The organism is Streptomyces sp. NBC_01410 (assembly GCF_045040195.1).
Lineage (GTDB): Bacteria > Actinomycetota > Actinomycetes > Streptomycetales > Streptomycetaceae > Streptomyces.
The window spans coordinates 3,711,473-3,737,040 of sequence record NZ_CP109530.1 but is presented as its reverse complement, the minus strand read 5'-3'; the positions used below and the strand labels follow the sequence as shown (position 1 = coordinate 3,737,040).

Below are 25,568 nucleotides of genomic sequence, written 5' to 3'. Positions count from 1 at the left end.
GGAGAGCGCGTAACAACCCCATCACGGGCCGGTTCTCCCTTGGGAACAGGGGAGACCGGCCCCTCGTTCGAGCGTCCCCGAGTGATAGAAAGAAGCCCCGTTCGACTGACGTGAAACAGCGGGAGCCGTGTCCGAATCGCTCCCCTCCGGAGCGAAGGTTCGGCGGATCAGCGGGGGAGACCGGCTCGGACAGCGGGCCGCACCAAGGGGGAAGTGCCGATGACTCAGCCGCCCGGCCAACAGCAGCCGCCGCGGGGTGGGTTTGGCGTTTCTCAGGGTTCGCAGCAGGGGTTTCCTCCGCCGCCCGCGCAGCAGCCGGGACCGTACGGTCAGCAGCCGGGCCCGTACAACCAGCCGCCCGGACCCTACGCCGGCCACCCGGTTCCGTCGCAGTACTCCGGCGGGACCACCCCGCCCAACAGCAGTGGCGGCGGGGGCTTCTTCAAGGGCAGGCGCGGAGCAGTCGTCGGCGCGGTGGTCGCAGGCCTCCTCGTCATCGGTGGTGGTACCTGGTTCGCGCTCAGCGGTGACGGCAAGGACGACAAGCCCGCCCTCAGCAAGGGCAGTGGCACTCCCAAGCCGTCCGGCTCTGCCTCCGCCGGCCGGGGCGCCACCGACGACACCGTCGGCGTCGAGGACGTCAACGCCCGGCGCAGCCCCGGCGAGGCAAGGGTGCTGTTCCTGGCGCAGAACGACGTCGACGTGCCGGGCAACGGTGCCGAGGTCTTCGGCCCCTGGGTGGTCGGCGACACGATCGTCAAGGCCATGTACCGGGAGGTCGCCGCCTACTCCGTGAGCGACGGCAAGAAGAAGTGGAGCCTGAAGCTCGGCACGCCTGCCTGCCTCGGCTCCCCGCAGGCTTCGACCGACGGAAAGATCGTCATCGGTGTCAGGAACGGCATCACGGAGAAGTCCGACTGCAGCGATCTCCAGATGATCGATGCGAAGACCGGCAAGGCGGGCTGGAAGAAGCCCATCCCCAAGCCCAAGGGCGTCGTCGGCTTCACCGACTACATCCTCGCCGTCAGCGGGAACACGGTCGCCCTGACAGGGCTGGACCACTCCTCCGGCTACAGCCTGAGCGACGGCAAGCAGCTCTTCGGCAAGCCGTCGTCCCGCTGCCTGCCTTACGGTTTCGCCGGCGGCGCCAGGCTGATCGCCGCCGTGAGTTGCCCCACGAGCAGCAGCGAGGCGGATATTTTCAAGGGGCAGATCCAGGAGATCGATCCGGCCGGCGGCAAGGCCAGGTGGACGTACGCGCTCCCCGCCAACTGGCAGGTCGACAAGGTCTACTCGGTCAGCCCGGTCGTCGTCTCCATCAAGCTGGAGGCGGACGACAACGACGACCACACCAAGCGGCGGGTCATCGCACTGACGGACAGCGGAAAGCTGCGCTCGCAGCTCCAGGTCGGCAAGGACAAGTTCAAGCCGCGCTGCAGCAGTACGGCGTCCGTCGCCTACCGCGGCGACATCCAGGGGTGGTGCACCGGTGTCGCCGCCGACGCGTCCACCCTCTACCTGGCCACCGAGCCGACCGGCACCAATGAGGTTGTCGCCTTCAACTTGGACACCGGCAAGGCCAGGTGGCGTTCATCGGTGGGACTCGACCGCACGATGATGCCGTTGACCGTGGAGAACGGCAGCGTCGTGGTCTACATCGCTCCGACGTTCAGCCAGGGTGGCGCGGTCGCGACCATCGCGCCGACGGGCGGCACGCCGAAGGTCGTGCTGAAGCACCCGCTGTCGACCGCCGAGATCGAGAGCGGCTTCCAGGACCCGCGGACGGCGTATGGGGACGGCCGGTTCTTTCTCACCACAACCCGTATCCAAGCCTTCGACGACGCGGAGGAGAAGGCGATGAAGACATTGATGGCCTTCGGCAAGTGACCGTGTTCCGAGGCACTCGGACGTCCCCACTCTTTCTCCCATCTCCCCATTTCCAGAGGTAATCACCCATGACACAGCCGCCGAACCAGCCCCCGCAGCCGCCGAACCAGCCGCCGAACCAGCCCCCGCAGGGCGGCTTCGGTGCTCCTCAGCCGCCCGCGCAGCCGCCGCAGATGCCGCCCGGCCCGCCGCAGGGGCCGCCGCCCGGCGCGCCCGGCTACGGCTATCCGCAGCAGCCCGCCCAGCCCGGTTACGGCTACCCGCAGCAGGCCCCCGGCCAGCCGGGTCCGTACAACCAGCAGCCCGGACCGTACAACCAGCAGCCCGGTCCCTACGGCGGCTACCCCACGCAGCCGCAGTACCCGGGCGCGCCCACTCCCCCCGGCAGCGGCGGCGGCTTCTTCAAGGGCAAGCCCGGCGTCATCATCGGCGCGGCCGTGGCCGGTCTGCTGGTGATCGGCGGCGGAACCTACCTCGCCCTCAGCGGTGGTGACGACAAGAAGAACGAGAAGAACGTCAGCAAGAGCGACGACCCCAAGCCCACCGGCTCGGAGTCCGTCGACCAGGGCGACGGCAGCGGCGACGGCCGCGAGGGCAACGACGACCTCAACGCCGGGCGCAAGCCGGGCGAGGCGAAGGTTCTCTTCCTGTCGAAGAACGATGTCGACCTGCCGCGCAACGGCGCCGAGGTCTTCGGCCCCTGGGTGGCCGGCGACACCGTCGCCAAGGCCATGTACAAGGAGGTCGTCGGCTACTCGGTGACCGACGGCAAGAAGAAGTGGAGCGTCCCGCTCAGCGCCGAGGTGTGCTCCGCACCCGTGCAGACCTCCACCGACGGCAAGATCGTCGTGGGCGTCAAGGACGGCCTCACCGACAAGGCCAAGTGCCTCGATCTGCAGATGATCGACCTGAAGACCGGCAAGGCAGGCTGGAAGAAGTCGATTCCGAAGAGCACCGGCTTCTTCGCCCTCTCCGACTTCACCCTGTCGATCAGCGGCAACACCCTCGCCGCGGGCGGCAGCGGCAACTCGTACGGCTTCTCGATGACCGACGGCAAGCAGCTCTTCAAGGGTCCGAGCGAGGGCTGCAAGCCGTTCGCCTTCGCGGGCGGCACCAAGCTGCTCGCCGCCGCGAGCTGCCCCACGTCGGACTACAACAAGCCCAAGCACCAGCTGTCGGAGGTCGATCCGGCCACCGGCAAGGCCAAGTGGACGTACAACGCCCCGGTCGGCTGGGAGATCGGCAAGGTCTACTCGGTCAGCCCGGTCGTCATCTCGCTGAACCAGCGTGAGCCCAAGAAGTGGTCGATCGTCGCGCTGACCGACAACGGCAAGCCGCGCTCGCAGATCCAGGGCGGCAAGGACAAGTTCGCGCCGCGCTGCGGCGGGGGATTCGTGGTCTTCGGCCAGAACCTGGAGGGCTGCACCGGCGTGGCCGCCGATGCCTCCACCTTCTACATGGCGACCGAGACCGCCTACGGCACCGCCAACGACGTCGTCGCGTTCAGCCTCGACACCGGCAAGGAGAAGTGGCGTTCGCCCGCCGGCGGCAAGCGCAAGATGACCCCGCTGCGCATGGAGAACGGGAGCGTCCTCGTCTACATGGACGCGTCGTACGACGCGGGCGGCGGGGTGGCCACGATCGCGCCGACGGGCGGCGCGCCGACGGTACTGCTGCAGCACCCCGCATCGACCGCCGAGATCGAGAGCTCCTTCTTCTCCTCGAAGATGGTCTACGCGGACGGCCGGTTCTTCCTCGCCAGCGGCCGCGTCAGCGCCAGCAACGACGCGGAGGAGAAGGAGACGAAGACCATGATCGCCTTCGGCAAGTAACCGCGCTCTGAGTCCCTTTGACCCACGTCCCCGCTCCAGCATCCTTCCGAGGTAGTACGCCATGACGCAGCCGCCCCCGCCGCCCAACCAGCCACCGGGCCAGCCACCACAGGGTGGCTTCGGCGCGCCCCAGGACCCTCCCCCGGGAGGCTTCGGAGCGCCGACCCCGCCCCCGCAGGATCCTTCGTACGGCTATCCGCAGAGCCCGCCACCCGCCCAGCCGCCGCAGGGACAGCCCGGTTACGGCTACCCGCAGGCGCCCGGGCAGGTGCCGGGCTACGGATATCCGCAGGGCCAGCCCCAGGGCCAGCCCGGCTACGGATACCCGACGCAGCCGATGCAGCCGCAGTACATGCCGCCCCAGCCGGGCGGCAGCGGCGGCGGCAAGAAGCTGAGCACCCAGATGCAGATCATCATCGCGGCGTCCGTCGCCGTCGTGCTGATCGTCGCGGGCGGCATCTGGTTCGCCTCCAAGGACGACGGGGGTGAGGACAAGAAGGACGAGGCCAAGAACAGCGCCGGCGGCACAACCGGCGGCTCCGACGGCGGCGGCAGCGGTGGCGGCAAGGCCGCCGACGGCCCCGGCAAGGAGAAGGCGCCCGCCAACGTCCACTCCAAGGTGGCCTTCCAGCTGCCGGAGCCCGCGGTTACCGACATCACCAGCGTCAAGGGCTCCTGGGTCACCGACAAGGCCTACGTCAAGCCGGGCATCAACTCCCTTGTCGCGTACGACGCGGCCAAGGGCAGCCCGCTGTGGACCCTTCCGCTCCCCGGCCAGATCTGCGCGGCTTCCCGCCACCTCTCCGAGGACAACAAGGCCGCGATCGTCTTCGAGGCCGCCAAGCGCAAGCCGCCGAAGAACTACCAGCCCTGCACCGAGGTCGGCGTCGTCGACCTGGGCACCGGCAAGCTGCTGTGGAGCAAGTCCGTCACCGGCACCTCCAGCGGTGACGGCAAGGTCAAGTTCAGCGAGGTCACCCAGAGCGGCACCACGGTCGCCGCAGGCGGCACCGACGGCGGCGCGGCCTTCGACCTCAACAGCGGTGCCGTCCGCTGGAAGCCCAAAACCGACGCCGAGGGCTGCTACGACATGGGCTACGGCGGCGGCCCCGCGCTCGTCGCCGTCCGCAAGTGCGGTACGTACGACAACCCGCAGGTCGTCATCCAGAGCCTGAACCCGGACAACGGCACCCCCGCCTTCTCGTACAAGCTGCCGCCCGGCGTCGACTACGCGAGCATCGTCTCGACGAAGCCGCTGGTCGTCGCCGCCGATGTCGGCGACACCGGCTCGGGCGGCATCTCGGACTTCTTCTCGATCGACGACAAGGGCGCCCTGCGCGCCAAGATCTCGGCGACGGGCGACAAGTTCACGGCCAGGTGCGGCTCCACCGAGGTGGAGACCTGCCAGAAGGTCGTCGTCGGCAACGGCAGGCTGTATCTGCCGACGACCGAGCACGAGGGCAGCGGGGAGTACGGCCGAACCAACGAGATCGTCTCGTACGACCTCGCCACCGGAAAGCCCACCAGCGACCGCGCGGACGCGGGCGACCGGTTCACGATGTTCCCGATCCGGATGGACGGCGGCAACGTCATCGCGTACAAGTGGCCCCCCTACGACAAGGGCGGCCAGGTGGTCAGCATCGACGGTGCCACCTTCAAGCAGACGGTGCTGATGGACAATCCGGCCGACAAGTCGGTACGGGAGGCGGAGACCAGCTATTCGTCGGACGGCGCCGAGTACCGGTATACGAACGGGCGGCTGTATATCGGAGCCACCCTGATGAGCAAGCGGTCCGCGTCCGCGTCCTCGTTCGGGAAGAAGTACCTGACGGTGGCTTTCAGCACGGCGGACTGACACCCCACAGGCGGCGCGATTCGGCCCCCGGCCCGGCACATTGGATCACCGATGTGCCGGGCCACGGTCATAAGTAGCCCTGTTTGGCGAAGAATTCGGCACTCTGGGGGGCTTCTGCCACGTTGGGGGCGCGCGATCTCGAACAAGCGTGTAGCTTGCCGGGTCAGAGGGCCGGGGGGCCAGCTCGCGGGGATGGGGGTTGCTCGATGGGCGTGCGGCTCATGGTGCTCGATGATCACCGACTGCTCGCCGAGGCGCTCGCCTCGGCCCTGAAGCTGCGCGGGCACCGGGTGCTCGCGGCGGCGGCCCCCGCGGCCGGCGCGGCCGACCTGGTGGTCAGCAGGGCGCCCGAGGTGTGCCTGCTGGGCACCGCGACCCCCGCGGAACCGGGCGCCTTCGACCCCATCGTCAAGATCAAGCGGGAACGCCCGCAGGTGGCCGTGGTGGTCCTCGGCCCGGTGCCCAGCCCGCGCGGGATCGCCGCGGCCTTCGCGGCCGGCGCCTCCGGTTACGTGCGCCACGACGAGCGCATCGAGGGTGTCGAACGCGCCATGGTCAAGGCGCGGGCGGGCGAGGCGGTGGTGGCTCCGCAGCTGCTGCAGGGCGCGTTCGCCGAACTGCTCAACCCGGCCGCCCAGCCGGACGACGAGGGGCAGCGGCTGCTCCAGCTGCTCACCCCGCGCGAGGTCGAGGTGCTGGTGCGGGTCACGGAGGGCGAGGACACCCGGCTGATCGCGGCGGGCATGGGGATCGCGCCGAGCACGGCCCGTACGCACGTACAGCGTGTGCTGATGAAACTGGGGGTCGGCTCCCGCCTGGAGGCGGCGGCCCTGGCCGCCCGCACCGGGCTCCTCGACCGGGCGGCGATCGTCTCGCCGCCGTCGCCCGGACCGGGCGCGGATCACAGCTGACCCGGCCACGCCACGGCGGGCGCAGCTGCGCCCGGTGACGATGCCCCTCTGCGGCCCCGCTGCGTCCACACGTAGCTGCGCAACGTGTCCACACACCTGCGCGCAAGCGCTCTCTTACGCCTGACCACCCATTGACGCGACCTGTTGGCTTGTGATTTGTTATGTTCGTTTCTGTGTGTTGGGAGGCTGAGGGAGCCCAGGTGAAGAAGACGTCGACCCGGCTCGCCGACGGTCGTGAGCTGCTCTACTACGACTCCCGCGACGACGCCGTACGCGATGCCGTCGACCGGCGGCCGCTCGATCCCATCTCCACCACCTCCGAGATCCGCCACGACCCGCTCCTCGGCGACTGTGTCGCCATCGCCTCCCACCGCCAGGCCCGCACCTACCACCCGCCGGCCGACGAATGCCCCCTCTGCCCGTCCCGGGACGGCCGCCTCAGCGAGATCCCCGCCGCCGACTACGACGTCGCCGTCTTCGAGAACCGCTTCCCGTCGCTGGCCGGTGACTCCGGCCGCTGCGAGGTCGTCTGCTTCACCTCCGACCACGACGCCTCCTTCGCCGACCTCAGCGAGGCGCAGGCCGCCCTCGTGCTCGACGCCTGGACCGACCGCACCGCCGACCTGGCCGAACTTCCGCAGGTGGAGCAGGTCTTCTGCTTCGAGAACCGGGGTGCGGAGATCGGCGTCACGCTGGGGCATCCGCACGGGCAGATCTACGCGTACCCCTTTGTGACGCCCCGGACCTCGCTCATGCTGCGCTCGGCCGCCGAGCACCGGGCCAGAACCGGGCGCAATCTCTTCGACGAGGTGGTGGAGCGGGAGCGCGCGCAGGGCGTACGGGTGGTACTGGAGGGCGGGCACTGGGTCGCCTTCGTGCCGTACGCGGCGCACTGGCCGTACGAGGTGCATCTCTACCCGCGCCGGCGGGTCCCGGACCTGCGGGCGCTGGACGAGGCGGCGCGCACAGAGTTCCCACAGGTCTATCTGGAACTGTTGAGGCGCTTCGACCGGATCTTCGGGGACGCCGAACCGCCGACGCCGTACATCGCGGCCTGGCACCAGGCGCCCTTCCGCGACGTCAACCGGAGTGATTTCGGGCTGCATCTTGAGCTTTTCACCATCCGCCGCACTTCCGGCAAGCTGAAGTTCCTCGCGGGTTCCGAGTCCGGTATGAGCGTGTTCATCAACGATGTGCCGCCGGAGACCGCGGCCGAGCGACTGCGAGAGGTAGCGAGCGAGTGAGCAAGTCTGTATCTACCCGGGGGGCGACCCCCGGACCCCCGAAATGCCTGGTCACAGGCGGTGCGGGATATGTCGGCAGCGTGGTGGCGCAGCACCTGCTGGAGGCGGGGCACGAGGTCACCGTCCTCGACAACCTCTCCACCGGCTTCCGCGAGGGCGTCCCCGCGGGCGCGGACTTCGTCGAGGGCGACATCCGGGATGCCGCCAGGTGGCTGGACTCGTCGTACGACGCGGTGCTGCACTTCGCGGCCTGCTCGCAGGTCGGCGAGTCCGTGATCAAGCCCGAGAAGTACTGGGCGAACAACGTCGGCGGGACGATGGAACTGCTCGCGGCGATGCGGTCCGCGTCAGTGCGCAAGCTGGTCTTCTCCTCCACCGCCGCGACATACGGCGAACCCGTCTCCACGCCCATCACGGAGACCGACCCGACGGCCCCCACCAGCCCGTACGGCGCGTCCAAGCTGGCCGTCGACCACATGATCACGGGGGAGGCGGTGGCGCACGGCCTCGCGGCGGTGTCGCTGAGGTACTTCAACGTGGCAGGTGCGTACGGCAGTTACGGTGAGCGCCACGACCCCGAGTCGCACCTCATCCCGCTCGTACTCCAGGTCGCGCTCGGGAAGCGGCAGTCGATCTCCGTCTTCGGGGACGACTACCCGACGCCGGACGGCACGTGCGTACGCGACTACATCCATGTCGCGGACCTCGCCGACGCGCATCTGCTCGCGCTGGACGCGGCGAAGTCCGGCGAGCACCTGATCTGCAACCTCGGCAACGGCAACGGCTTCTCGGTCCGCGAGGTCGTCGAGACCGTACGGAAGGTCACCGGGCACCCCGTCCCGGAGGTCGTGGCGGCGCGCCGCGGCGGCGACCCGGCGGTGCTCGTCGCCTCCGCGGCCACCGCGCAGGAACGCCTGGGCTGGCAGCCGAGCCGTGCGGATCTGGCGGGAATCGTGTCGGACGCCTGGGACTTCGCCCGGGGGAGGGACAGCGGGTCATGAGCGACGGTGTGTGGGCGGCGCCCGGAAGGGTGAATCTGATCGGTGAACACACCGATTACAACGAGGGTTTCGTGATGCCCTTCGCGCTGCCCCACACCACCGTCGCGACGGTTTCACGACGCGACGACGGGCTGCTGCGACTGCACTCGGCGGACGTCGGGGGCGACGTGGTGGAACTGCGCGTCGACGACCTCGCGCCCGGGCGCGGCCCGGGCGGCTGGACCGACTACCCGGCGGGCGTGGTCTGGGCGCTGCGGGACGCGGGCCACGCGGTGGGCGGTGCGGACATCCACTACGAGTCGACGGTCCCGACCGGCGCGGGCCTGTCCTCGTCGGCGGCGCTGGAGGTCGTCACGGCGCTGGCCCTGAACGACTTGTACGAACTGGGCCTGGAGCGGTGGCGCACGGCCCGGCTGTGCCGGCGCGCCGAGAACGTCTACGTCGGCGCGCCCACCGGAATCATGGACCAGACGGCCTCGGCCTGCTGCACCGCGGGCCACGCCCTGCACCTGGACACCCGGGACCTCGCGCAGCGCCAGATCCCCCTCGACCTGGCGGCGCTCGGCCTCGAACTCCTGGTGGTCGACACCCGCGTGAAGCACGCCCACAGCGAGGGCGAGTACGGCAAACGCCGCGCGGGCTGCGAATCGGCCGCGGCGGCACTCGGCGTCCCCGCGCTGCGGGACGTCCCGTACGCCGGTCTGGAGAGGGCACTGGCCCGGCTGGAGGACCCCGAAGTACGGCCCCTGGTACGGCACATCGTGACCGAGAACAACCGGGTCGAGCGGGTGATCGCGCTCCTGGAGTCCGGCGAGGTCCGCGGGATCGGCCCGGTCCTCACCGAGGGCCATGTCTCCCTGCGGGACGACTTCCGCGTCTCCTGCCCGGAGCTGGACCTGGTGGTCGACACGGCCCTCGCGTCGGGCGCGCTGGGGGCGCGGATGACGGGGGGCGGCTTCGGGGGGTCGGCGATCGTCCTCACGGAGACGCCGATGTCGGCGACAGTGCGTAAGTCGCTCCTGGAGTCGTTCGCGACAAAGGGCCGCACGGAGCCGCGGATCTTCACGGCGATCCCGTCCGCGGGCGCGACGCGCGTGTCCTGAGCGGACGTGCCGCGCCGGACGGGCCGGATGTGCGTCTCTGCCGCATATGTCACAGCCGGGAAGGGGCAGGGGAACGACCTCGCCTGCGCCGATCTTTGTCGACTTCTGTCTCCATACGAAACACGAGGCACACCCTGAACAGGCTGGCCAATCAGTTCTGTAAATAGCCTTCCGCTCCGGCCACCCAGCCGTACGCTGATGCTCAGCACCGGTGGGGGCCGGTGTTGATCAGGGGGCGAGACAGTCGGGTACGACGCCCGGGGCGGGGTATCAGTCACAGCACGGCGGCGGCCGAGCGACCGCTGCCGCCCCATTCTCCGGGCGCCGTACCCGCGCCGGTCCGTCCTCCGACACTGGGGGTGTCTGTGGTTCGTATCCGGGTCCTGGTGGTGGACGACCACCGCATCTTCGCCGAGTCGCTCGCTGCCGCGCTCGCCGCCGAGCCCGACGTCGATGTCGCCGCGGCCGGCAGCGGTCCGGCCGCGCTGCGGTGTCTGGAGCGTGCGGCCGTCGAGGGGCGCAGATTCGATGTCATGCTCGTCGACGCCGACCTCGGCACCCAGCCGGTGCCCGGCGCCCGCGCCGTGGTCGCCCGTGCCGTGCCGGACAACGGCGAGGAGAGCCTCGTCGACGGCATCTCCCTGGTCGCCGGCGTCCGTTCCGGCCAGCCCGCGGTCCGTACCGTCGTGCTCGCCGAGAAGGACGACCCGCGCCGCGCCGCCCTCGCGCTCCAGGCCGGTGCCTCCGGCTGGGTGGCCAAGGACTGCTCGTTGCAGCGCCTGCTCGCGGTGATACGGGGCGTGCTGCGGGACGAGACGCATCTGCCGCCCGCCCTGCTCACGGGCGTACTGCGGGAGTTGACCGCGGCCCGCAAGCACCGCACCGAGAGCGAACGGCTCGTGGAGTCGCTGACCCCGCGCGAGCGGGAGGTACTGCGCTGTATGGTCGCGGGCCTGGGGCGCAAGGCCGTCGCCGAGCGCCTGTTTCTGTCTCCGCACACCGTCCGCACGCATATGCAGAACGTTTTGGGGAAGCTGGGCGTCCATTCCACCCTCGCCGCGGTCGCTCTCGCGCGCCGCGCAGGTGTCGGCCCGGTCGACCTAGCCGGGGACGTTGTCGAACGGGGCGGTCAACTGGCGTAGCAACGCGGCCAGTTCGCCCCGCTGTGCCCGCGACAGTTCGGCGAGGATCGCCCGCTCCTGCGCGAGCAGCCCGGCCAGTGCCTGGTCCGCGCGGTCCCGCCCCTCGGGGGTGAGACGCACCAGCACCCCCCGCCGGTCACTGGGGTCCGGCAGCCGCTCCACCAGGTCCTTCTTGGCGAGCCGGTCGATACGATTGGTCATGGTGCCGGAGGTGACCAGGGTCTGGGTCAGCAGCTGGCCGGGCGAGAGCTGATACGGAGCCCCCGCGCGCCGCAGCGAGGTGAGCACGTCGAACTCCCACGGCTCCAGATTGTGCTCGGAGAAGGCGAGCCTGCGGGCCCGGTCGAGATGGCGGGCGAGCCGGGAGACGCGGCTGAGCACCTCGAGCGGCTCCACGTCGAGGTCGGGGCGCTCACGGCGCCATGCTGCGACCAGTCGATCGACCTCGTCCTCCATGTCGATCAGTGTAGAGGGTCCCTCGATGTGAAGTCTCTTGACATCAAGATATATTCGGGCTCACCCTTGGGCATGGTCGGGCCGGAACCTCGTTCCGCTTCGGCACACCGTTCCACTCAAGGGGGCTCAAACATGCATTCCGGCCAACCAACCTGGGATCCGCATCAGTACCTGCGCCATGCAGGGCACCGGACCCGGCCGTTCCTCGACCTGCTCAACCGAATACCGCAGCTGCCGGACCGCGGCCGGCCCGCCCGTATCGCGGACATCGGCTGCGGCCCCGGCAATGTCACCGCGCTGCTCGCCGACCGCTGGCCCGACGCCCACATCACCGGCTTCGACTTCTCTCCCGAGATGCTCGCGATCGCGGAGAAGGAGCACGCGGGCACCACGGCCGGCGGCGGCTGGCTCGACTTCAGGGCCACCGACGCCGCGCACTGGACGCCCGAGGCGCCGTACGACCTGATCGTCTCCAACGCCGCACTGCAATGGGTGCCCAACCATCCCGAGTCCTTTCCCCTGTGGGTCGACGGCCTCAACCCAGGCGGCACCCTCGCCTTCCAGGTACCCGGCAACTTCACCTCCCCCAGCCACGCCCTGCTCGCCGAACTCTGCGGCACCCCGCAGTGGCGCGAGCGCCTGGGCGACCACGGCCGCCGCTACGTGCACATCCTGGAACCGGCCGACTACCTCGGACGCCTGGTGAATCTCGGCTGCGAGACGGACACCTGGGAAACCACCTATCTCCAACTCCTCACCGGGGAGGACCCGGTGCTCGACTGGGTCAAGGGCACGGCCCTGCGCCCGGTCCTGACCGAACTCGCGGACGATCCCGACGCGGAGCACGAATTCCTCGGCCAGTACCGCGACCTGCTCCGCAAGGCCTACCCGCCGGGCCCGCACGGCACCGTGTTCCCGTTCCGCCGCGTCTTCGCCGTCGCACGAAAGGGGTCGTGATGCTGGTCTGTGTTGACCACGTCCAGCTCGCCGCGCCCCCAGGGACGGAGGACGCCCTGCGCGCGTACTACACCGATGTGCTCGGCATGACGGAGATCCCCAAGCCGCCGGTCCTCGCCGCCCGCGGGGGCTGCTGGTTCCTGGGGGCACCTCCCACGCCGGAGGCTGTGGGGGAAGGAACCGTCCAGCTCCACCTGGGCATCGAGGCGGACTTCCGGCCGGCCAGGAAGGCGCACCCGGGCCTGCGGGTCACCGGGATCGAGGCGTATGCGGCGCGGCTGGAGGAGCGCGGCGCGATGGTGGTCTGGGACGACAGCCTCCCCGGCCACCGCCGCTTCTACTCCGAGGACCCGGTCGGCAACCGGCTGGAGTTCCTGGAGCCGACGGGGACGGGGGCCCTCTGAGTGCGCGGGAGCGCCCCGCCTACCGGCGATCCGGCGTGACGGGGCGCTCTGCGTACGGGATCCGGGACCGTCGGATACGCCGTGAGCCCGGTCAGCTCTTGCGGTGCCCTATCAGCCGCGGCTTCTGCTCCAGACCGTCCAGGCCGTGCCACGCCAGATTCACCAGATGCGCCGCGACCTCGGCCTTCTTGGGGCGGCGGGCGTCCACCCACCACTGGCCCGTCAGCGCGACCATGCCGACCAGCGCCTGGGCGTACAGCGGAGCCAGCTTCGGATCGAAGCCGCGCGCCTTGAACTCCAGGCCGAGGATGTCCTCGACCTGGGTCGCGATATCACTGATCAGCGAGGCGAACGTGCCCGTCGACTGGGCGACGGGCGAATCACGGACGAGGATGCGGAAACCGTCCGTATACGACTCGATGTAGTCGAGCAGCGCGAACGCCGCCTGTTCGAGCAGCTCCCGCGGGTGCCCCGCGGTGAGCGCTCCGGTCACCATGTCGAGCAGCTGGCGCATCTCGCGGTCGACGACGACGGCGTACAGCCCCTCCTTGCCGCCGAAGTGCTCGTACACCACCGGCTTGGAAACACCCGCCTTCGCGGCGATCTCCTCGACCGATGTGCCCTCGAAGCCCTTCTCGGCGAACAAGGTGCGGCCGATGTCCAGCAGCTGCTCCCGGCGCTCCGCCCCGGTCATCCGGACACGACGGGCCCGCCGGCTTCCGGAGGGCCGCTTCTTGTCCGTACCGCTGCTACTGCCGTCGATCGCCACGTCGTCAATCATGCCGGGTCGGGTGCCTCGCTCTTGCGCCGGGCGTCGATACGGGACGCGCTCGGCCAGCGCACGTCGTACGCCCAGCCCAGCTTTTCGAACCAGCGGATCAGCCGGGCACTGGAGTCGACCTGGCCGCGGAGCACGCCGTGGCGCGCGCTCGTCGGCTCGGCGTGGTGGAGGTTGTGCCAGGACTCGCCGCAGGACAGCACCGCCAGCCACCAGACATTGCCCGAGCGGTCGCGGGACTTGAACGGGCGCTTGCCGACCGCGTGGCAGATCGAGTTGATCGACCAGGTGACGTGGTGCAGCAGCGCGACCCGCACGAGCGAGCCCCAGAAGAACGCGGTGAACGCGCCCCACCACGACATCGTCACCAGTCCGCCGACCAGCGGCGGGATCGCGAGCGAGAGGATCGTCCAGTAGATGAAGTCACGGGAGATCCGGACCAGCGCCGGGTCCTTGATCAGGTCCGGTGCGTACTTGTGCTGCGGAGTGCGTTCCTCGTCGAACATCCAGGCGATGTGCGCCCACCACAGGCCCCTCATCAGCGCGGGGACACTCTCGCCGAAACGCCAGGGCGAGTGCGGGTCGCCCTCGGCGTCGGAGAACTTGTGGTGCTTGCGGTGGTCGGCCACCCAGCGCACCAGCGGGCCCTCGACGGCCAGCGAACCCATGACCGCGAGCGCGATCCGCAGCGGGCGCTTCGCCTTGAAGGAACCGTGGGTGAAATAGCGGTGGAAGCCGATCGTGATGCCGTGGCAGCCGATGTAGTACATGGCCACGAGCAGGCCGAGATCGAGCCAGCTCACCCCCCATCCCCAGGCCAGCGGCACGGCCGCGAGCAGGGCGACGAAGGGCACCGTGATGAAGAGCAGCAGGGCGATCTGCTCGATCGACCGCTTGCTGTCCCCGCTGAGCGTGGCATAGGAGAGGTCGGCCGACGGGGTCTCGGGGGCGTCGTTCAGCAGATCGGGGCTTGTCGTCATGGGGGTCCCCTGTGGGGTGAGAGATCACAACAGGTACCGCGTTACGGATGCGTAACCTACGGCAACGTAAGTATGGCAGTGCCCAGCCTCGCGGCAAGAGACCTGTGGAGAACGGCGGCGAACGTCAAAGGAAAGGCCACCTATCCTGGGTGTCGTCGGACAGCGCGGTCCGCACCTCCAGACCCCTCCAGACGTGCTCAAACACTGCAAGGAGCCGCACCTGTGAGCAGTGCCGACCAGACCCTCACCGCCAGTACCGAACTGCGCGCCGACATCCGCCGACTGGGCGACCTCCTGGGCGAGACCCTCGTCCGCCAGGAAGGCCCCGAGCTCCTGGAGCTCGTCGAGCGTGTCCGGGCCCTGACGCGCAGCGACGGTGAGGCCGCCGCCGAGCTGCTGGGCGACACCGACCTGGAGACCGCAGCGAAGCTGGTGCGGGCCTTCTCCACGTACTTCCATCTGGCCAATGTCACCGAGCAGGTGCACCGTGGCCACGAGATGCGCGAGCGGCGCGCGGCCGAGGGCGGACTGCTGTCCCGCACCGCGGACCGGCTCAAGGACGCCGACCCCGAGCATCTGCGCGAGACGGTCAGAAACCTGAACGTCCGCCCGGTGTTCACCGCCCACCCGACCGAGGCCGCCCGGCGCTCCGTACTGAACAAGCTGCGCCGCATCGCCGAGCTGCTGGAGACCCCGGTCAGCCCCGCCGACCGGCGCCGGCACGATCTGCGGCTCGCCGAGAACATCGATCTCATCTGGCAGACCGACGAGCTGCGGGTGGTACGGCCCGAGCCGGCCGACGAGGCGCGCAACGCGATCTACTACCTCGACGAGCTGCACGCCGGTGCCGTCGGCGACGTCCTGGAGGACCTCGCCGCCGAACTGGAGCGGGTCGGCGTCGAACTGCCCCCGGGCACCAGGCCGCTGACCTTCGGCACCTGGATCGGCGGCGACCGCGACGGCAACCCCAACGTCACCCCCGCCGTGACCTGGGAGGTGCTGATCCTCCAGCACGAGCACGGCATCACCGACGCGCTCGACGCCATCGACGGCCTGCGCGGACTGCTCTCCAACTCCATCCGCTACACCGGTGCGACCGAGGAACTGCTCAGCTCGCTCCAGCAGGACCTGGAGCTGCTGCCGGAGATCAGCCCCCGCTACAAGCGCCTCAACGCCGAGGAGCCGTACCGCCTCAAGGCCACCTGCATCCGGCAGAAGCTCGTCAACACCCGCGAGCGCCTCGCCAAGGGCACACCGCACGCCGAGGGCCGCGACTACCTCGGCACGGCCGAGCTGCTGCACGACCTCTCCCTGATCCAGACCTCGCTGCGCGCCCACCGCGGCGGACTCTTCGCCGACGGCCGCCTGGACCGCACGATCCGCACGCTCGCGGCCTTCGGACTGCAGCTGGCGACCATGGACGTACGCGAGCACGCGGACGCCCACCACCACGCGCTCGGGCAGCTCTTCGACCGCCTCGGCGAGGAATCCTGGCGCTACGCCGACATGCCGCGCGACTACCGGCAGAAGCTGCTCGCCAAGGAGCTCCGCTCGCGGCGGCCGCTGGCGCCCACACCGGCCCCGCTGGACGCGGCGGGGGAGAAGACCCTGGGGGTCTTCCACACCGTCAAGGAAGCCTTCGAGCGCTTCGGGCCCGAGGTCATCGAGTCGTACATCATCTCGATGTGCCAGGGCGCGGACGACGTCTTCGCGGCGGCAGTGCTGGCACGCGAAGCCGGACTGATCGACCTGCACGCGGGCTGGGCGAAGATCGGCATCGTGCCGCTCCTCGAGACGACGGACGAGCTGAAGGCCGCCGACGTCATCCTCGACGGCATGCTGGCGGACCCCTCCTACCGGCGCCTGGTCTCCCTGCGCGGAGACGTCCAGGAGGTCATGCTCGGGTACTCCGACTCGTCGAAGTTCGGCGGCATCACCACCTCGCAGTGGGAGATCCACCGCGCGCAGCGCAGGCTGCGCGACGTCGCGCACCGCCACGGCGTACGGCTGCGGCTCTTCCACGGCCGCGGCGGCACCGTCGGCCGCGGCGGCGGCCCCTCGCACGACGCGATCCTCGCGCAGCCGTGGGGCACGCTGGAGGGGGAGATCAAGGTGACCGAGCAGGGCGAGGTCATCTCCGACAAGTACCTGATCCCGTCGCTGGCCAGGGAGAACCTGGAGCTGACCGTCGCCGCCACGCTGCAGGCCTCGGCGCTGCACACCTCGCCGCGCCAGTCCGACGAGGCGCTGGCGCGCTGGGACGCGGCGATGGACACGGTCTCCGACGCGGCGCACGACGCCTACCGCAAGCTGGTCGAGGACCCGGATCTGCCCGCGTACTTCTTCGCGGCCACGCCCGTGGACCAGCTCGCGGACCTCCACCTCGGCTCGCGCCCGTCACGCCGCCCGGACAGCGGGGCCGGTCTCGACGGTCTGCGGGCCATCCCGTGGGTCTTCGGCTGGACACAGTCGCGGCAGATCGTGCCCGGCTGGTTCGGCGTCGGCTCGGGCCTCAAGGCGCTGCGCGAGGCGGGCCTGGACACGGTCCTGGACGAGATGCGCGAACAGTGGCACTTCTTCCGGAACTTCATCGCGAACGTCGAGATGACGCTGGCCAAGACGGACCTGCGGATCGCCCGCCACTACGTCGACACGCTCGTCCCCGAGCACCTGAAGCATGTCTTCGGCGTGATCGAGGCGGAGCACGAGCTGACGGTGCGTGAGGTGCTGCGGATCTCGGGCGGTGAGCGGCTGCTCGACTCCAACCCGGCGCTGCAGCAGACCTTCGCGATCCGCGACGCCTATCTGGACCCGATCTCCTACCTCCAGGTCTCGCTGCTGGCGCGCCAGCGCCAGGCCGCGGAAAAGGGCGAGGAGCCGGACCCGCTGCTGGCACGTGCGCTGCTGCTGACGGTCAACGGCGTGGCGGCGGGCCTGCGCAACACCGGCTGACGGCACGGCTGACGGCACTGCTCACGGCACGAGAAACGGCCCCTCCCCGCACGGGGAGGGGCCGTGCCTCATACCGACGCGTCAGTGCTGCTGAGCCTTGCGGCGTCGCGCGAGAAGGTAGCCGCCCGCGCCGACCAGCGCCGCGGCGACCGCCGAAATGGCCCCGACCGGGGCGCTCGAACCGGTCTCCGCCAGGTCACCGCCGCCGTTGGCGGACGGGGACGGGGCGGCCGTCGGGGCCGCGGAGTCGGACGAGGTGGGCTCCGTCGTCGGCTCCTCGGAGGGCTTCCCCGAAGGCTCCTCGGAGGGGCTGCCGGACGGCTGCTCGCTCGGCTCGCTGTCGTCCTCGCAGTCGGTCCAGAAGACCTTGTGCTTGGCCTCGCCGTGCTCGCCGTCGAAGTTCCAGACGAGCTTGTAGTGCCCGTCGGGCAGGGTCTTGTCGTCCGTACGGCCGTGACCCTCGGCGTCGAGCGTCAGCGAACCGCTGTCCGCGAGCGTGCCCTTGGTGCCCGTGGGCGGCATCTCGACGATCTTCCAGTCGACTTCCTGGGCGCCGTCGAAGCCAAAGGCGTCGAGATAGAACGAGCAGACGTGCGGCTCGTTCTTACGGAGTTCTTCGCCGGTCTTGGCGTCGTGGATTTTCACGGTGCCGTTGTCGCCGGGAGGGGTGGCGTGCGCGGCGGGAGCGGCCAGCAGCGAGAGCGCTGCTGCAGCCACCAGGGCGCCGGAGGACCTGAGGGTGCGCATGGGCAATCCAACGGGAGAAGGGACGGGTGCCGTGGGGGTGGCGGCTCAGCGTCCTGTGAACCCGCGCGTCCGTCAAGACACTTGGTGTCGCATCCGCACCATGAGTTGCTGATTGCCCCAATAGTCCTGGATAACGATCAGGTGAATGCGGCGTTCCGGTAAGGCGGTTGGGACTCTCGGGCTGCGCGTCCGGTACGGCTCAGAGCGCGAGGAAGGCGCCCACCAGCAGCGCACCGCCCGCCGCCGCGGTCGCCCAGGCGATCCGGGTCAGCCGCAGCCCGCCCCCGATGACCAGAGCCGCGAGCAACAGGGCACCCCCCATCGGATGCCAGGCATAGAGCGCGCCCGCCGTACCGCTGCGGACCAACACGTCGCTGTCCGGCTTCAGGACGACCGGAAGCTTCGCGCCCTTCTTCACAGCGACCGACTTCTCGATCGTCATGCCCTCGCGGGGAGCGGCAGAGCCCTCCGGGTCGTACGGACCGGTGCAGGTCTCCTCGCCGCAGTCGGCCACCGTGAGCATGCCGTGCTCGCGGCCCTTGGCGAGCAGTACGTGCTGCGCGTCGCCCCACGACGACCAGAAGCCCGCGACGAGGAGCAGCAAGGCAACACCGGCCATCGCGGCACGACGACCGTAGAGGAGCATGCGGGTCCGCTTCGAGCTCATGGGGCGCGATCCTTGGCCATGGGCGCGCGCCCGGTCAACCTGGGGCCCGGGCTTGTCAGGAGTTGTACGTACTTTGCGCCCGCTCCAGGCCGTCGATCACCAGACACTCCACCGCGTCCGCCGCGCGGTCCACGAAGTAACCCAGCTCCTTGCGCTCCGCCGACGAGAAATCCTTCAGCACAAAGTCCGCGACCTGCATCCGGCCCGGCGGACGGCCGATCCCGAACCGCACCCGGTGATAGTCCGGGCCCATCGCCTTCGTCATGGACTTCAGACCGTTGTGCCCGTTGTCGCCGCCACCCAGCTTCAGCCGCAACATGCCGTAGTCGATGTCCAGTTCGTCATGGACCGCCACGATGTTGGCGAGCGGCACCTTGTAGAAATCGCGCAACGAGGTGACCGGACCACCGGAAAGATTCATGTACGACATCGGCTTGGCGAGGATCACCCGGCGGCTGCCGAGCCCCGGAGGACCGATCCGGCCTTCCAGGACCTGAGCCTGCGCCTTCTGCGCACGCTTGAACGTGCCGCCGGCGCGCTCCGCGAGGAGGTCGGCGACCATGAACCCGACGTTGTGCCGGTTCGCGGCATAGTCGGGCCCGGGATTGCCGAGGCCCACGACAAGCCAAGGGGCGTTCGCGTCGGACATCTGCGCTGCGTCTCCTCGCGTGCGGTTGCGTACGTACAGACAGGGAAACGGGGTGGCGGGCCGCAGCCCGCCACCCCGTCAAGCCAAGCTCAGGCAGAGCCTACGGCTCAGGCCTCGGCGCCCGCTTCGCCCTCGGCCTCGGCCTCGGCGGACGGCTCCTCCGCCTGCGCGGCCAGGACCTGCAGGACGACGGTGTCGTCCTCGACGGCAAGGGTCGTGCCGGACGGCAGCGGCACGTCCTTGGCGAGGATGGAGTCGCCGGCAGCCAGGCCCGCGATGGAGACCGTGACGGACTCGGGGATGTGCGTGGCCTCGGCCTCGACCGGCAGGGCGTTCAGCACGTGCTCGACCAGGTACGCACCCGGGGCCAGCTCGCCCTCGGTGTGGACGGGGATCTCGACGTTGACCTTCTCGCCGCGCTTCACGATGAGCAGGTCGACGTGCTCCAGGTAGCCCCTGATCGCGTCACGCTGAACGGCCTTCGGGATGGCCAGCTCGGTCTTGCCCTCGACGTCCACGGCAAGCAGCACGTTGGAGGTACGCAGGGCGAGCAGCAGCGCGTGGCCCGGCAGCGTGATGTGGACCGGGTCGGAACCGTGGCCGTACAGAACGCCGGGAACCTTGTTCTCGCGGCGGACGCGACGGGCCGCACCCTTGCCGAACTCGGTACGGATCTCGGCGGCGAGCTTCACCTCGGACATGTGCACTCCTCGTATGGCAGAAAAAACTGGTGGCGGTCACCCGGCCACGACAGGCCTGCTACGAAGAGCGCGTCGATAACGGACCGCCGTACCTGTGGGTACGGCCTCCCTCGCCGAGCAACTGCGCCAGTCTACCCGCAGCCCCCCGAGCCACCCAATCGATCAACGAGGAAGGGCCGCACCCACCGGGTGCGGCCCTTCCTCAAACACGACTGAGGCGCTTAACCCTGCTCCTCGAAGAGGCTCGTCACAGAACCGTCCTCGAACACCTCACGCACAGCGCGCGCGATCGTCGGCGCGATCGACAGCACCGTGATCTTGTCGAGCTCCAGATCACCCGGGTCGGGCAGCGTGTTCGTGAACACGAACTCGCTCACCTTGGAGTTCTTCAGACGGTCCGCAGCCGGGCCCGACAGGATGCCGTGCGTCGCCGTCACGATCACGTCCTCCGCACCGTGCGCGAACAACGCGTCCGCCGCGGCACAGATCGTGCCACCGGTGTCGATCATGTCGTCGACCAGGACACAGACGCGCCCCTCGACCTCACCCACGACCTCGTGCACCGTCACCTGGTTGGCGACATCCTTGTCCCGGCGCTTGTGAACGATCGCCAGCGGCGCGTCCAGACGGTCGCACCAGCGGTCGGCGACGCGCACACGGCCCGCGTCGGGAGAGACCACGGTGAGCTTGTTGCGGTCGACCTTCGCGCCCACGTAGTCCGCGAGGACCGGCAGCGCCGACAGATGATCGACCGGGCCGTCGAAGAAACCCTGGATCTGGTCGGTGTGCAGATCGACCGTAAGAATGCGGTCCGCACCCGCCGTCTTCAGCAGATCGGCGATCAGACGGGCCGAGATCGGCTCGCGACCGCGGTGCTTCTTGTCCTGCCGCGCATAGCCGTACGACGGGATGATCACGGTCGTGCTCCGGGCGGAGGCCCGCTTGAGAGCATCGATCATGATCAGCTGCTCCATGATCCACTTATTGATGGGAGCCGTGTGGCTCTGGATCAGGAAGCAGTCCGCACCACGAGCAGACTCCTGGAAACGGACATAGATCTCGCCGTTCGCGAAGTCGAAAGCCTTCGTCGGCACCAGGCCGACACCCAACTGGTGCGCGACCTCCTCGGCCAGCTCGGGGTGGGCGCGGCCGGAGAAGAGCATCAGCTTCTTCTCGCCGGTCGTCTTGATCCCGGTCACAGCACAGTCTCCTCAGACGTGTTCTCTGGCCGCGGGCGTACTGAGCGCGAGCCAGCCGAAATTGCGTGCACGTATCACGGTACGCCGAGATCGGCGCACCTGTTTCCGGTCAGTTCTCCTCGGCGACCGCTTCCGTTGCCGCCTGAGCCGCCTGCGCCGCCGCGCTGCCCGGACGCTTGCGGGCCACCCAGCCCTCGATATTCCGCTGCTGGCCCCGCGCGACAGCCAGCGAACCGGCGGGCACATCCTTCGTGATGACCGAGCCGGCCGCCGTGTAGGCACCGTCCCCGACCGTGACAGGCGCCACAAACATGTTGTCCGAGCCCGTCTTGCAGTGTGAGCCGATCGTCGTGTGGTGCTTCGTCTCACCGTCGTAATTCACGAACACACTCGCCGCGCCGATGTTCGAGTACTCGCCGATCGTCGCGTCACCCACATAGGAAAGATGCGGCACCTTGGTGCCCTCGCCGATCGTGGCGTTCTTCATCTCCACATACGTACCGGCCTTGGCCTTGAGACCGAGGTTCGTCCCGGGGCGCAGATACGCGTACGGACCGACCGAAGCCGACTCGCCCACCACCGCGGAGTCCGCCACCGTGTTGTCCACCCGGGCCCCGGCGCCCACCTGCGTGTCCTTGAGACGCGAGTTGGGACCGACCTCCGCGCCCTCGCCCAGATGCGTCGCACCCAGCAACTGAGTGCCCGGGTGCACGATCGAGTCCCGCTCGAACGTCACCGTCACATCGAGGAACACCGACGCCGGGTCGACGACCGTCACTCCGGCCATCATCGCCCGCTCCAGCAGCCGCCCGTTGAGCAGCCTGCGCGCCTCGGCGAGCTGGACACGGTTGTTGATGCCGAGGATCTCGCAGTGGTCGCCCGCGACCGAGGCACCGACCCGGTGACCGGCCTCGCGCAGAATGCCCAGCACGTCGGTGAGGTACTCCTCGCCCTGACTGTTGTCCGTACGCACCTTGCCCAGCGCGTCCGCGAGCAGCTGCCCGTCGAAGGCGAACACGCCGGAGTTGATCTCCCGGATGGCACGCTGCTCGTCGGTGGCGTCCTTGTGCTCGACGATCCCGGTGACGGCGCCGGTGACGCCGTCCCGCACGATCCGGCCGTAGCCGGTGGAGTCGGGCACCTCGGCGGTCAGCACGGTCACGGCGTTCCCGTCGGCGGTGTGCGTCGCGGCGAGCGCGGTCAGCGTCTCGCCGGACAGGAGGGGAGTGTCGCCGCACACGACGACGACGGTCCCCTCGGGGGTCTGGCCGAGCTCTTCGAGCGCCATCCGCACGGCGTGGCCGGTGCCGTTCTGCTCGGCCTGATAGGCGGTGCGGGTGCCGGCGTACTGCTCGGCGAGATGCTCCTTGACCTGCTCACTCGCGTGGCCGACAACGACGACGAGGTGCTCGGGGTCCAGCTCGCGTGCCGCGGAGACGACATGGCCAACGAGCGAGCGCCCGCAGATTTCGTGCAGGACCTTGGGGGTCTTCGACTTCATGCGGGTGCCCTCACCCGCTGCAAGGACGACGACGGCTGCCGGGCGGTTGGCGCTCACGGGAATGCCCTTCGGCTTCGGGTGGTGGACATCCGAAGGATACCGGGGGGTTTCGGGGGGCAAATAAGGGCGGGTCCTGACCGTGGAGGTCAGGACCCGTACTTCAGGGCTCCCGGGGAAGGAATCGAACCCTCATTCAATGGACCAAAACCATTTGTCCTGCCTTTAGACGACCCGGGATGGTTTGCCCTCTATGTCCGATTCTGATGATCGGGTGAGAGAGCAGCCCCTACTATGCCGTACCAGGCGCCTTCCACGCGACGGTAGAGTTCTGCGCTCTGCGTGACGTAGACAGTCAGGCAACCCCGGTATGCCTCACCCGTGTTCTTGCGAACGGTCTTCGGGTTGTGTCGTTTGAGGTTGGGCTTGCGGAAGGTCGAGGGGCTGACGCCCGCTAACTCTGCCCAGAACTGTTGGGCTGCAGGCACGTCGGCCGATTCGTGAATGCTGACGGCGAAGCGCAAACGGTCACGCGGGACCTGGAGTAGGTCCAGCCATCGCAGGTAGAGCTTGATCACATTCGGGTCGCTGTTGATGAATTTGAGGCTCTCGCGCCGGGCGTACGGCTTGTCCTTGCCGCCCTCGGCCCAGTAGAGGGTGACTCCGGCGATGAGTAGTTCCCGATCCGAGAGCTGCCCGATCTGGTCGAATGCTTCCTGCTTGGTCTTCTGTCGTGCCACGTCGCGGATGGCGAGCTCGTGCTCCCAGCGCTTGCGCGAGGCGAGCTTCGCCTGCTCGGACGGGTCTCGGCGTTCCGGCTTCGGCAGGTCCCGCACCCACAGCGAGATCGAACTCTTCGAGCAGCCCAGCTCCACCTGTATCTGGTCGTACGTCATGCCCTGGAGCCGTAGCTCACGCGCCTTCTCCCGGAGGTCGTCCTTCGCGTTCGGGCGCTTCGTCCACTCCGGTGGCGGCTCGCCCTCCAGCAGGCGGTTGAGGATGTCGTTGTTGTCGACGTAGAGCCGGTCGCGGATCTGGCGGCGGCTGAGTCCCTCTCGCCGCAGTGCGATCGCCTGCTCGCGGAGCCCCTCGAAGTCGGCGTACTTGCCGTGGATCTCTGTCATACGGTGAGCGTCGTCCGGAATGCGGACGTCCGGGTCGAAAGTCCGCTCGATTCACCGGATCGTGCGATCTACGCCTGTTTCGTTCCTGTTCGAACTCGTTCCGTGCTGTCCCACTCCCCGGAAATTGACTCGCGCCCGCCCGTACGCTGGATGCATGACCACAACGGGGGCACACCAGGAATCCACGGGCAGGCCCGCCCGTACCTGGCTGTGGTGGGGACGACGGCGCAGTGTCGCACTGGACGTGGGGCTCGGGCTCGTCTCCGCCTTCGAGTGCGCTCTGGAGGGTGTGGGCTTCGCGGACAAGGCCGCGATTCCCGTGCCCGTCGGGGTGCTCTTCGGGCTGGTCGTCGGATCCGTGCTGGTGCTGCGGCGGCGATGGCCGATCGCCGTGGTGCTGGTGTCGATCGCGACCACGCCGGCCGAGATGGGCTATCTCATGGCCGTCGTCGGGCTGTACACACTCGCGGCTTCCGATGTGCCGCGCAGGATCACGGCGATGCTCGCGGGGATGTCGCTGGCCGCGACGCTGATCGTGGCGTTTGTACGGGTGCGCCAGGACGTGGCGTCGGCGGATTTCGATCCCGGCGCCTGGTACGTACCGACGATGGCGGGCTTCATGTCGCTCGGCCTGACCGCGCCGCCGCTGCTGTTCGGGCTCTACATAGGGGCGAGACGCCGGCTCATGGAGAGCTTGCGGGAGCGCGCGGACTCGCTGGAGCAGGAGCTGTCGCTGCTGGCCGACCGGGCCGAGCAGCGGGCCCAGTGGGCGCGGACGGAGGAGCGGACCCGGATCGCGCGGGAGATGCACGACGTGGTGGCGCACCGGGTGTCTCTGATGGTGGTGCATGCGGCGGCGTTGCAGGCGGTCGCGTTGAAGGATCCGCAGAAGGCTGTGAAGAATGCCGCGCTGGTGGGGGACATGGGCCGTCAGGCGCTGACGGAGTTGCGGGAGATGCTCGGGGTGCTGCGCGCGGGGGAGAAGGATCGCGCGGTGGCTCCGGTGCCGCTGGCTGCCGTCCGGGTGGCGGCTGCCGCGGCCGCGGCCGCAGCGGCCGACGACGGGCCGAGTCTGGCGGATCTGGAGGGTCTGGTGGGCGAGTCGCGGCAGGCGGGGATGGTGGTCGAGCTTGCGGTGCAGGGCGAGGTGCGGGGGTACGCGCCGGAGGTTGAGCAGACCGCGTACCGCGTGGTGCAGGAGGCCCTGACGAACGTCCACAAGCACGCGGCCGGGGCCAAGGTCTTGGTGCGTCTCGCGCATCGTGACGCCGAGGTGGCGATGCAGGTGGAGAACGGCGCTCCGGATGCCAGTGGCTCGGCGGCGGACGCGGGGCTGCCCAGTGGCGGCAATGGCCTGGTGGGGATGCGGGAGCGGGTGCTGGCGCTGGGTGGGGTGTTTGTGTCGGGGCCGACGGATGCGGGCGGTTTCCGGGTGTCGGCGGTGCTGCCGGACCGGGAGGGGTTTTCCGAGTCCGCTTGAG

At 69.4% G+C, this 25,568-nt stretch carries 22 protein-coding genes and 1 tRNA gene; 12 read left to right on the top strand and 11 right to left on the bottom strand.

All coding sequences use genetic code 11. The features are described from left to right. Nucleotides 1–219: 219 nt before the first annotated feature. The 8 genes from OG741_RS16955 to OG741_RS16920 all read left to right on the top strand — a co-directional run bounded on the left by OG741_RS16955 (nucleotide 220) and on the right by OG741_RS16920 (nucleotide 10,975). Complete coding sequence (locus OG741_RS16955; protein WP_405598700.1) at nucleotides 220–1,887, top strand: PQQ-binding-like beta-propeller repeat protein; 1,668 nt, start codon at nucleotides 220–222, stop codon at nucleotides 1,885–1,887. A gap of 68 nt (nucleotides 1,888–1,955) precedes the next feature. After that, nucleotides 1,956–3,719 carry a PQQ-binding-like beta-propeller repeat protein gene (locus tag OG741_RS16950; protein ID WP_405598698.1) on the top strand — a complete coding sequence of 588 codons (1,764 nt, stop codon included), beginning with the start codon at nucleotides 1,956–1,958 and terminating at the stop codon, nucleotides 3,717–3,719. 61 nt (nucleotides 3,720–3,780) lie between these two features. Further along, nucleotides 3,781–5,574 (top strand): PQQ-binding-like beta-propeller repeat protein, encoded by a 1,794-nt coding sequence (locus OG741_RS16945; protein ID WP_405598696.1) that lies wholly within the window; start codon nucleotides 3,781–3,783, stop codon nucleotides 5,572–5,574. Nucleotides 5,575–5,780: 206 nt separating this feature from the next. Then, nucleotides 5,781–6,485, top strand: coding sequence for a LuxR C-terminal-related transcriptional regulator (locus OG741_RS16940; RefSeq protein ID WP_328676950.1), 705 nt, complete (start codon nucleotides 5,781–5,783; stop codon nucleotides 6,483–6,485). Nucleotides 6,486–6,685: 200 nt separating this feature from the next. Then, nucleotides 6,686–7,729 (top strand): galactose-1-phosphate uridylyltransferase, encoded by a 1,044-nt coding sequence (gene galT / locus OG741_RS16935; RefSeq protein WP_405598694.1) that lies wholly within the window; start codon nucleotides 6,686–6,688, stop codon nucleotides 7,727–7,729. Beyond that, nucleotides 7,726–8,730, top strand: coding sequence for a UDP-glucose 4-epimerase GalE (gene galE / locus OG741_RS16930; RefSeq protein WP_405598693.1), 1,005 nt, complete (start codon nucleotides 7,726–7,728; stop codon nucleotides 8,728–8,730). The genes galT and galE overlap by 4 nt, the downstream gene beginning before the upstream one ends. Further along, a complete protein-coding gene (gene galK / locus OG741_RS16925; RefSeq protein WP_405598691.1) occupies nucleotides 8,727–9,833 on the top strand; it encodes a galactokinase in 1,107 nt (368 codons plus the stop codon). The genes galE and galK overlap by 4 nt, the downstream gene beginning before the upstream one ends. Before the next feature lie 365 nt (nucleotides 9,834–10,198). Further along, nucleotides 10,199–10,975, top strand: a complete 777-nt coding sequence (locus tag OG741_RS16920) for a response regulator transcription factor (RefSeq protein ID WP_266478692.1) — start codon at nucleotides 10,199–10,201, stop codon at nucleotides 10,973–10,975. On the opposite strand, the gene tamR is transcribed toward OG741_RS16920, so the two are convergent. Next, entirely contained in the window at nucleotides 10,934–11,431 is a 498-nt protein-coding gene (gene tamR, locus OG741_RS16915) for a MarR family transcriptional regulator TamR (protein WP_266475704.1), read from the bottom strand. The two genes, OG741_RS16920 and tamR, sit on opposite strands and share 42 nt — an antisense overlap. Before the next feature lie 132 nt (nucleotides 11,432–11,563). Here tamR and OG741_RS16910 point away from each other — a divergent pair, with 132 nt between their 5' ends. Then, nucleotides 11,564–12,388: a trans-aconitate 2-methyltransferase gene (locus tag OG741_RS16910; protein ID WP_405598689.1), complete on the top strand. Its 825-nt coding sequence runs from the start codon at nucleotides 11,564–11,566 to the stop codon at nucleotides 12,386–12,388. Beyond that, nucleotides 12,388–12,792 carry a VOC family protein gene (locus tag OG741_RS16905; protein ID WP_405598687.1) on the top strand — a complete coding sequence of 135 codons (405 nt, stop codon included), beginning with the start codon at nucleotides 12,388–12,390 and terminating at the stop codon, nucleotides 12,790–12,792. Before OG741_RS16910 ends, OG741_RS16905 begins: the two co-directional genes overlap by 1 nt. Before the next feature lie 91 nt (nucleotides 12,793–12,883). Here the strand turns inward: OG741_RS16905 and OG741_RS16900 are convergent, their stop codons facing one another. Together OG741_RS16900 and OG741_RS16895 are read right to left on the bottom strand one after the other, a co-directional pair. Next, nucleotides 12,884–13,573, bottom strand: coding sequence for a TetR/AcrR family transcriptional regulator (locus tag OG741_RS16900; RefSeq protein WP_405598685.1), 690 nt, complete (start codon nucleotides 13,571–13,573; stop codon nucleotides 12,884–12,886). Continuing rightward, entirely contained in the window at nucleotides 13,570–14,550 is a 981-nt protein-coding gene (locus tag OG741_RS16895) for an acyl-CoA desaturase (RefSeq protein ID WP_405598684.1), read from the bottom strand. The genes OG741_RS16900 and OG741_RS16895 overlap by 4 nt, the downstream gene beginning before the upstream one ends. A gap of 222 nt (nucleotides 14,551–14,772) precedes the next feature. Here OG741_RS16895 and ppc point away from each other — a divergent pair, with 222 nt between their 5' ends. After that, the gene (gene ppc, locus OG741_RS16890) at nucleotides 14,773–17,502 is read left to right on the top strand and encodes a phosphoenolpyruvate carboxylase (protein WP_405598682.1); all 2,730 of its coding nucleotides are present in this window, start codon (nucleotides 14,773–14,775) and stop codon (nucleotides 17,500–17,502) included. An 81-nt stretch (nucleotides 17,503–17,583) separates the two neighbouring features. On the opposite strand, the gene OG741_RS16885 is transcribed toward ppc, so the two are convergent. From OG741_RS16885 to OG741_RS16850, 8 genes are all read right to left on the bottom strand, one after another. Continuing rightward, on the bottom strand, nucleotides 17,584–18,249 hold the full coding sequence (locus OG741_RS16885) for a PT domain-containing protein (RefSeq protein WP_405598680.1): 666 nt from the start codon (nucleotides 18,247–18,249) through the stop codon (nucleotides 17,584–17,586). A gap of 199 nt (nucleotides 18,250–18,448) precedes the next feature. Continuing rightward, on the bottom strand, nucleotides 18,449–18,916 hold the full coding sequence (locus tag OG741_RS16880) for a hypothetical protein (protein WP_405598678.1): 468 nt from the start codon (nucleotides 18,914–18,916) through the stop codon (nucleotides 18,449–18,451). Nucleotides 18,917–18,971: 55 nt separating this feature from the next. Beyond that, nucleotides 18,972–19,565: an aminoacyl-tRNA hydrolase gene (pth, locus tag OG741_RS16875; RefSeq protein ID WP_405598677.1), complete on the bottom strand. Its 594-nt coding sequence runs from the start codon at nucleotides 19,563–19,565 to the stop codon at nucleotides 18,972–18,974. Between the two features lie 107 nt (nucleotides 19,566–19,672). Further along, complete coding sequence (locus tag OG741_RS16870) at nucleotides 19,673–20,266, bottom strand: 50S ribosomal protein L25/general stress protein Ctc (protein ID WP_361906503.1); 594 nt, start codon at nucleotides 20,264–20,266, stop codon at nucleotides 19,673–19,675. Between the two features lie 221 nt (nucleotides 20,267–20,487). Then, entirely contained in the window at nucleotides 20,488–21,465 is a 978-nt protein-coding gene (locus OG741_RS16865; protein WP_266475724.1) for a ribose-phosphate diphosphokinase, read from the bottom strand. A gap of 109 nt (nucleotides 21,466–21,574) precedes the next feature. Further along, nucleotides 21,575–23,023 carry a bifunctional UDP-N-acetylglucosamine diphosphorylase/glucosamine-1-phosphate N-acetyltransferase GlmU gene (gene glmU / locus OG741_RS16860; protein ID WP_405598674.1) on the bottom strand — a complete coding sequence of 483 codons (1,449 nt, stop codon included), beginning with the start codon at nucleotides 23,021–23,023 and terminating at the stop codon, nucleotides 21,575–21,577. Between the two features lie 109 nt (nucleotides 23,024–23,132). Beyond that, nucleotides 23,133–23,203, bottom strand: a tRNA-Gln gene (locus OG741_RS16855). Between the two features lie 11 nt (nucleotides 23,204–23,214). After that, entirely contained in the window at nucleotides 23,215–24,087 is an 873-nt protein-coding gene (locus OG741_RS16850; protein ID WP_405598673.1) for a hypothetical protein, read from the bottom strand. Between the two features lie 154 nt (nucleotides 24,088–24,241). On the opposite strand from OG741_RS16850, the gene OG741_RS16845 reads away from it, so the two are divergent. Continuing rightward, nucleotides 24,242–25,567 (top strand): sensor histidine kinase, encoded by a 1,326-nt coding sequence (locus tag OG741_RS16845; RefSeq protein ID WP_405598671.1) that lies wholly within the window; start codon nucleotides 24,242–24,244, stop codon nucleotides 25,565–25,567. Nucleotide 25,568: the final 1 nt, after the last annotated feature.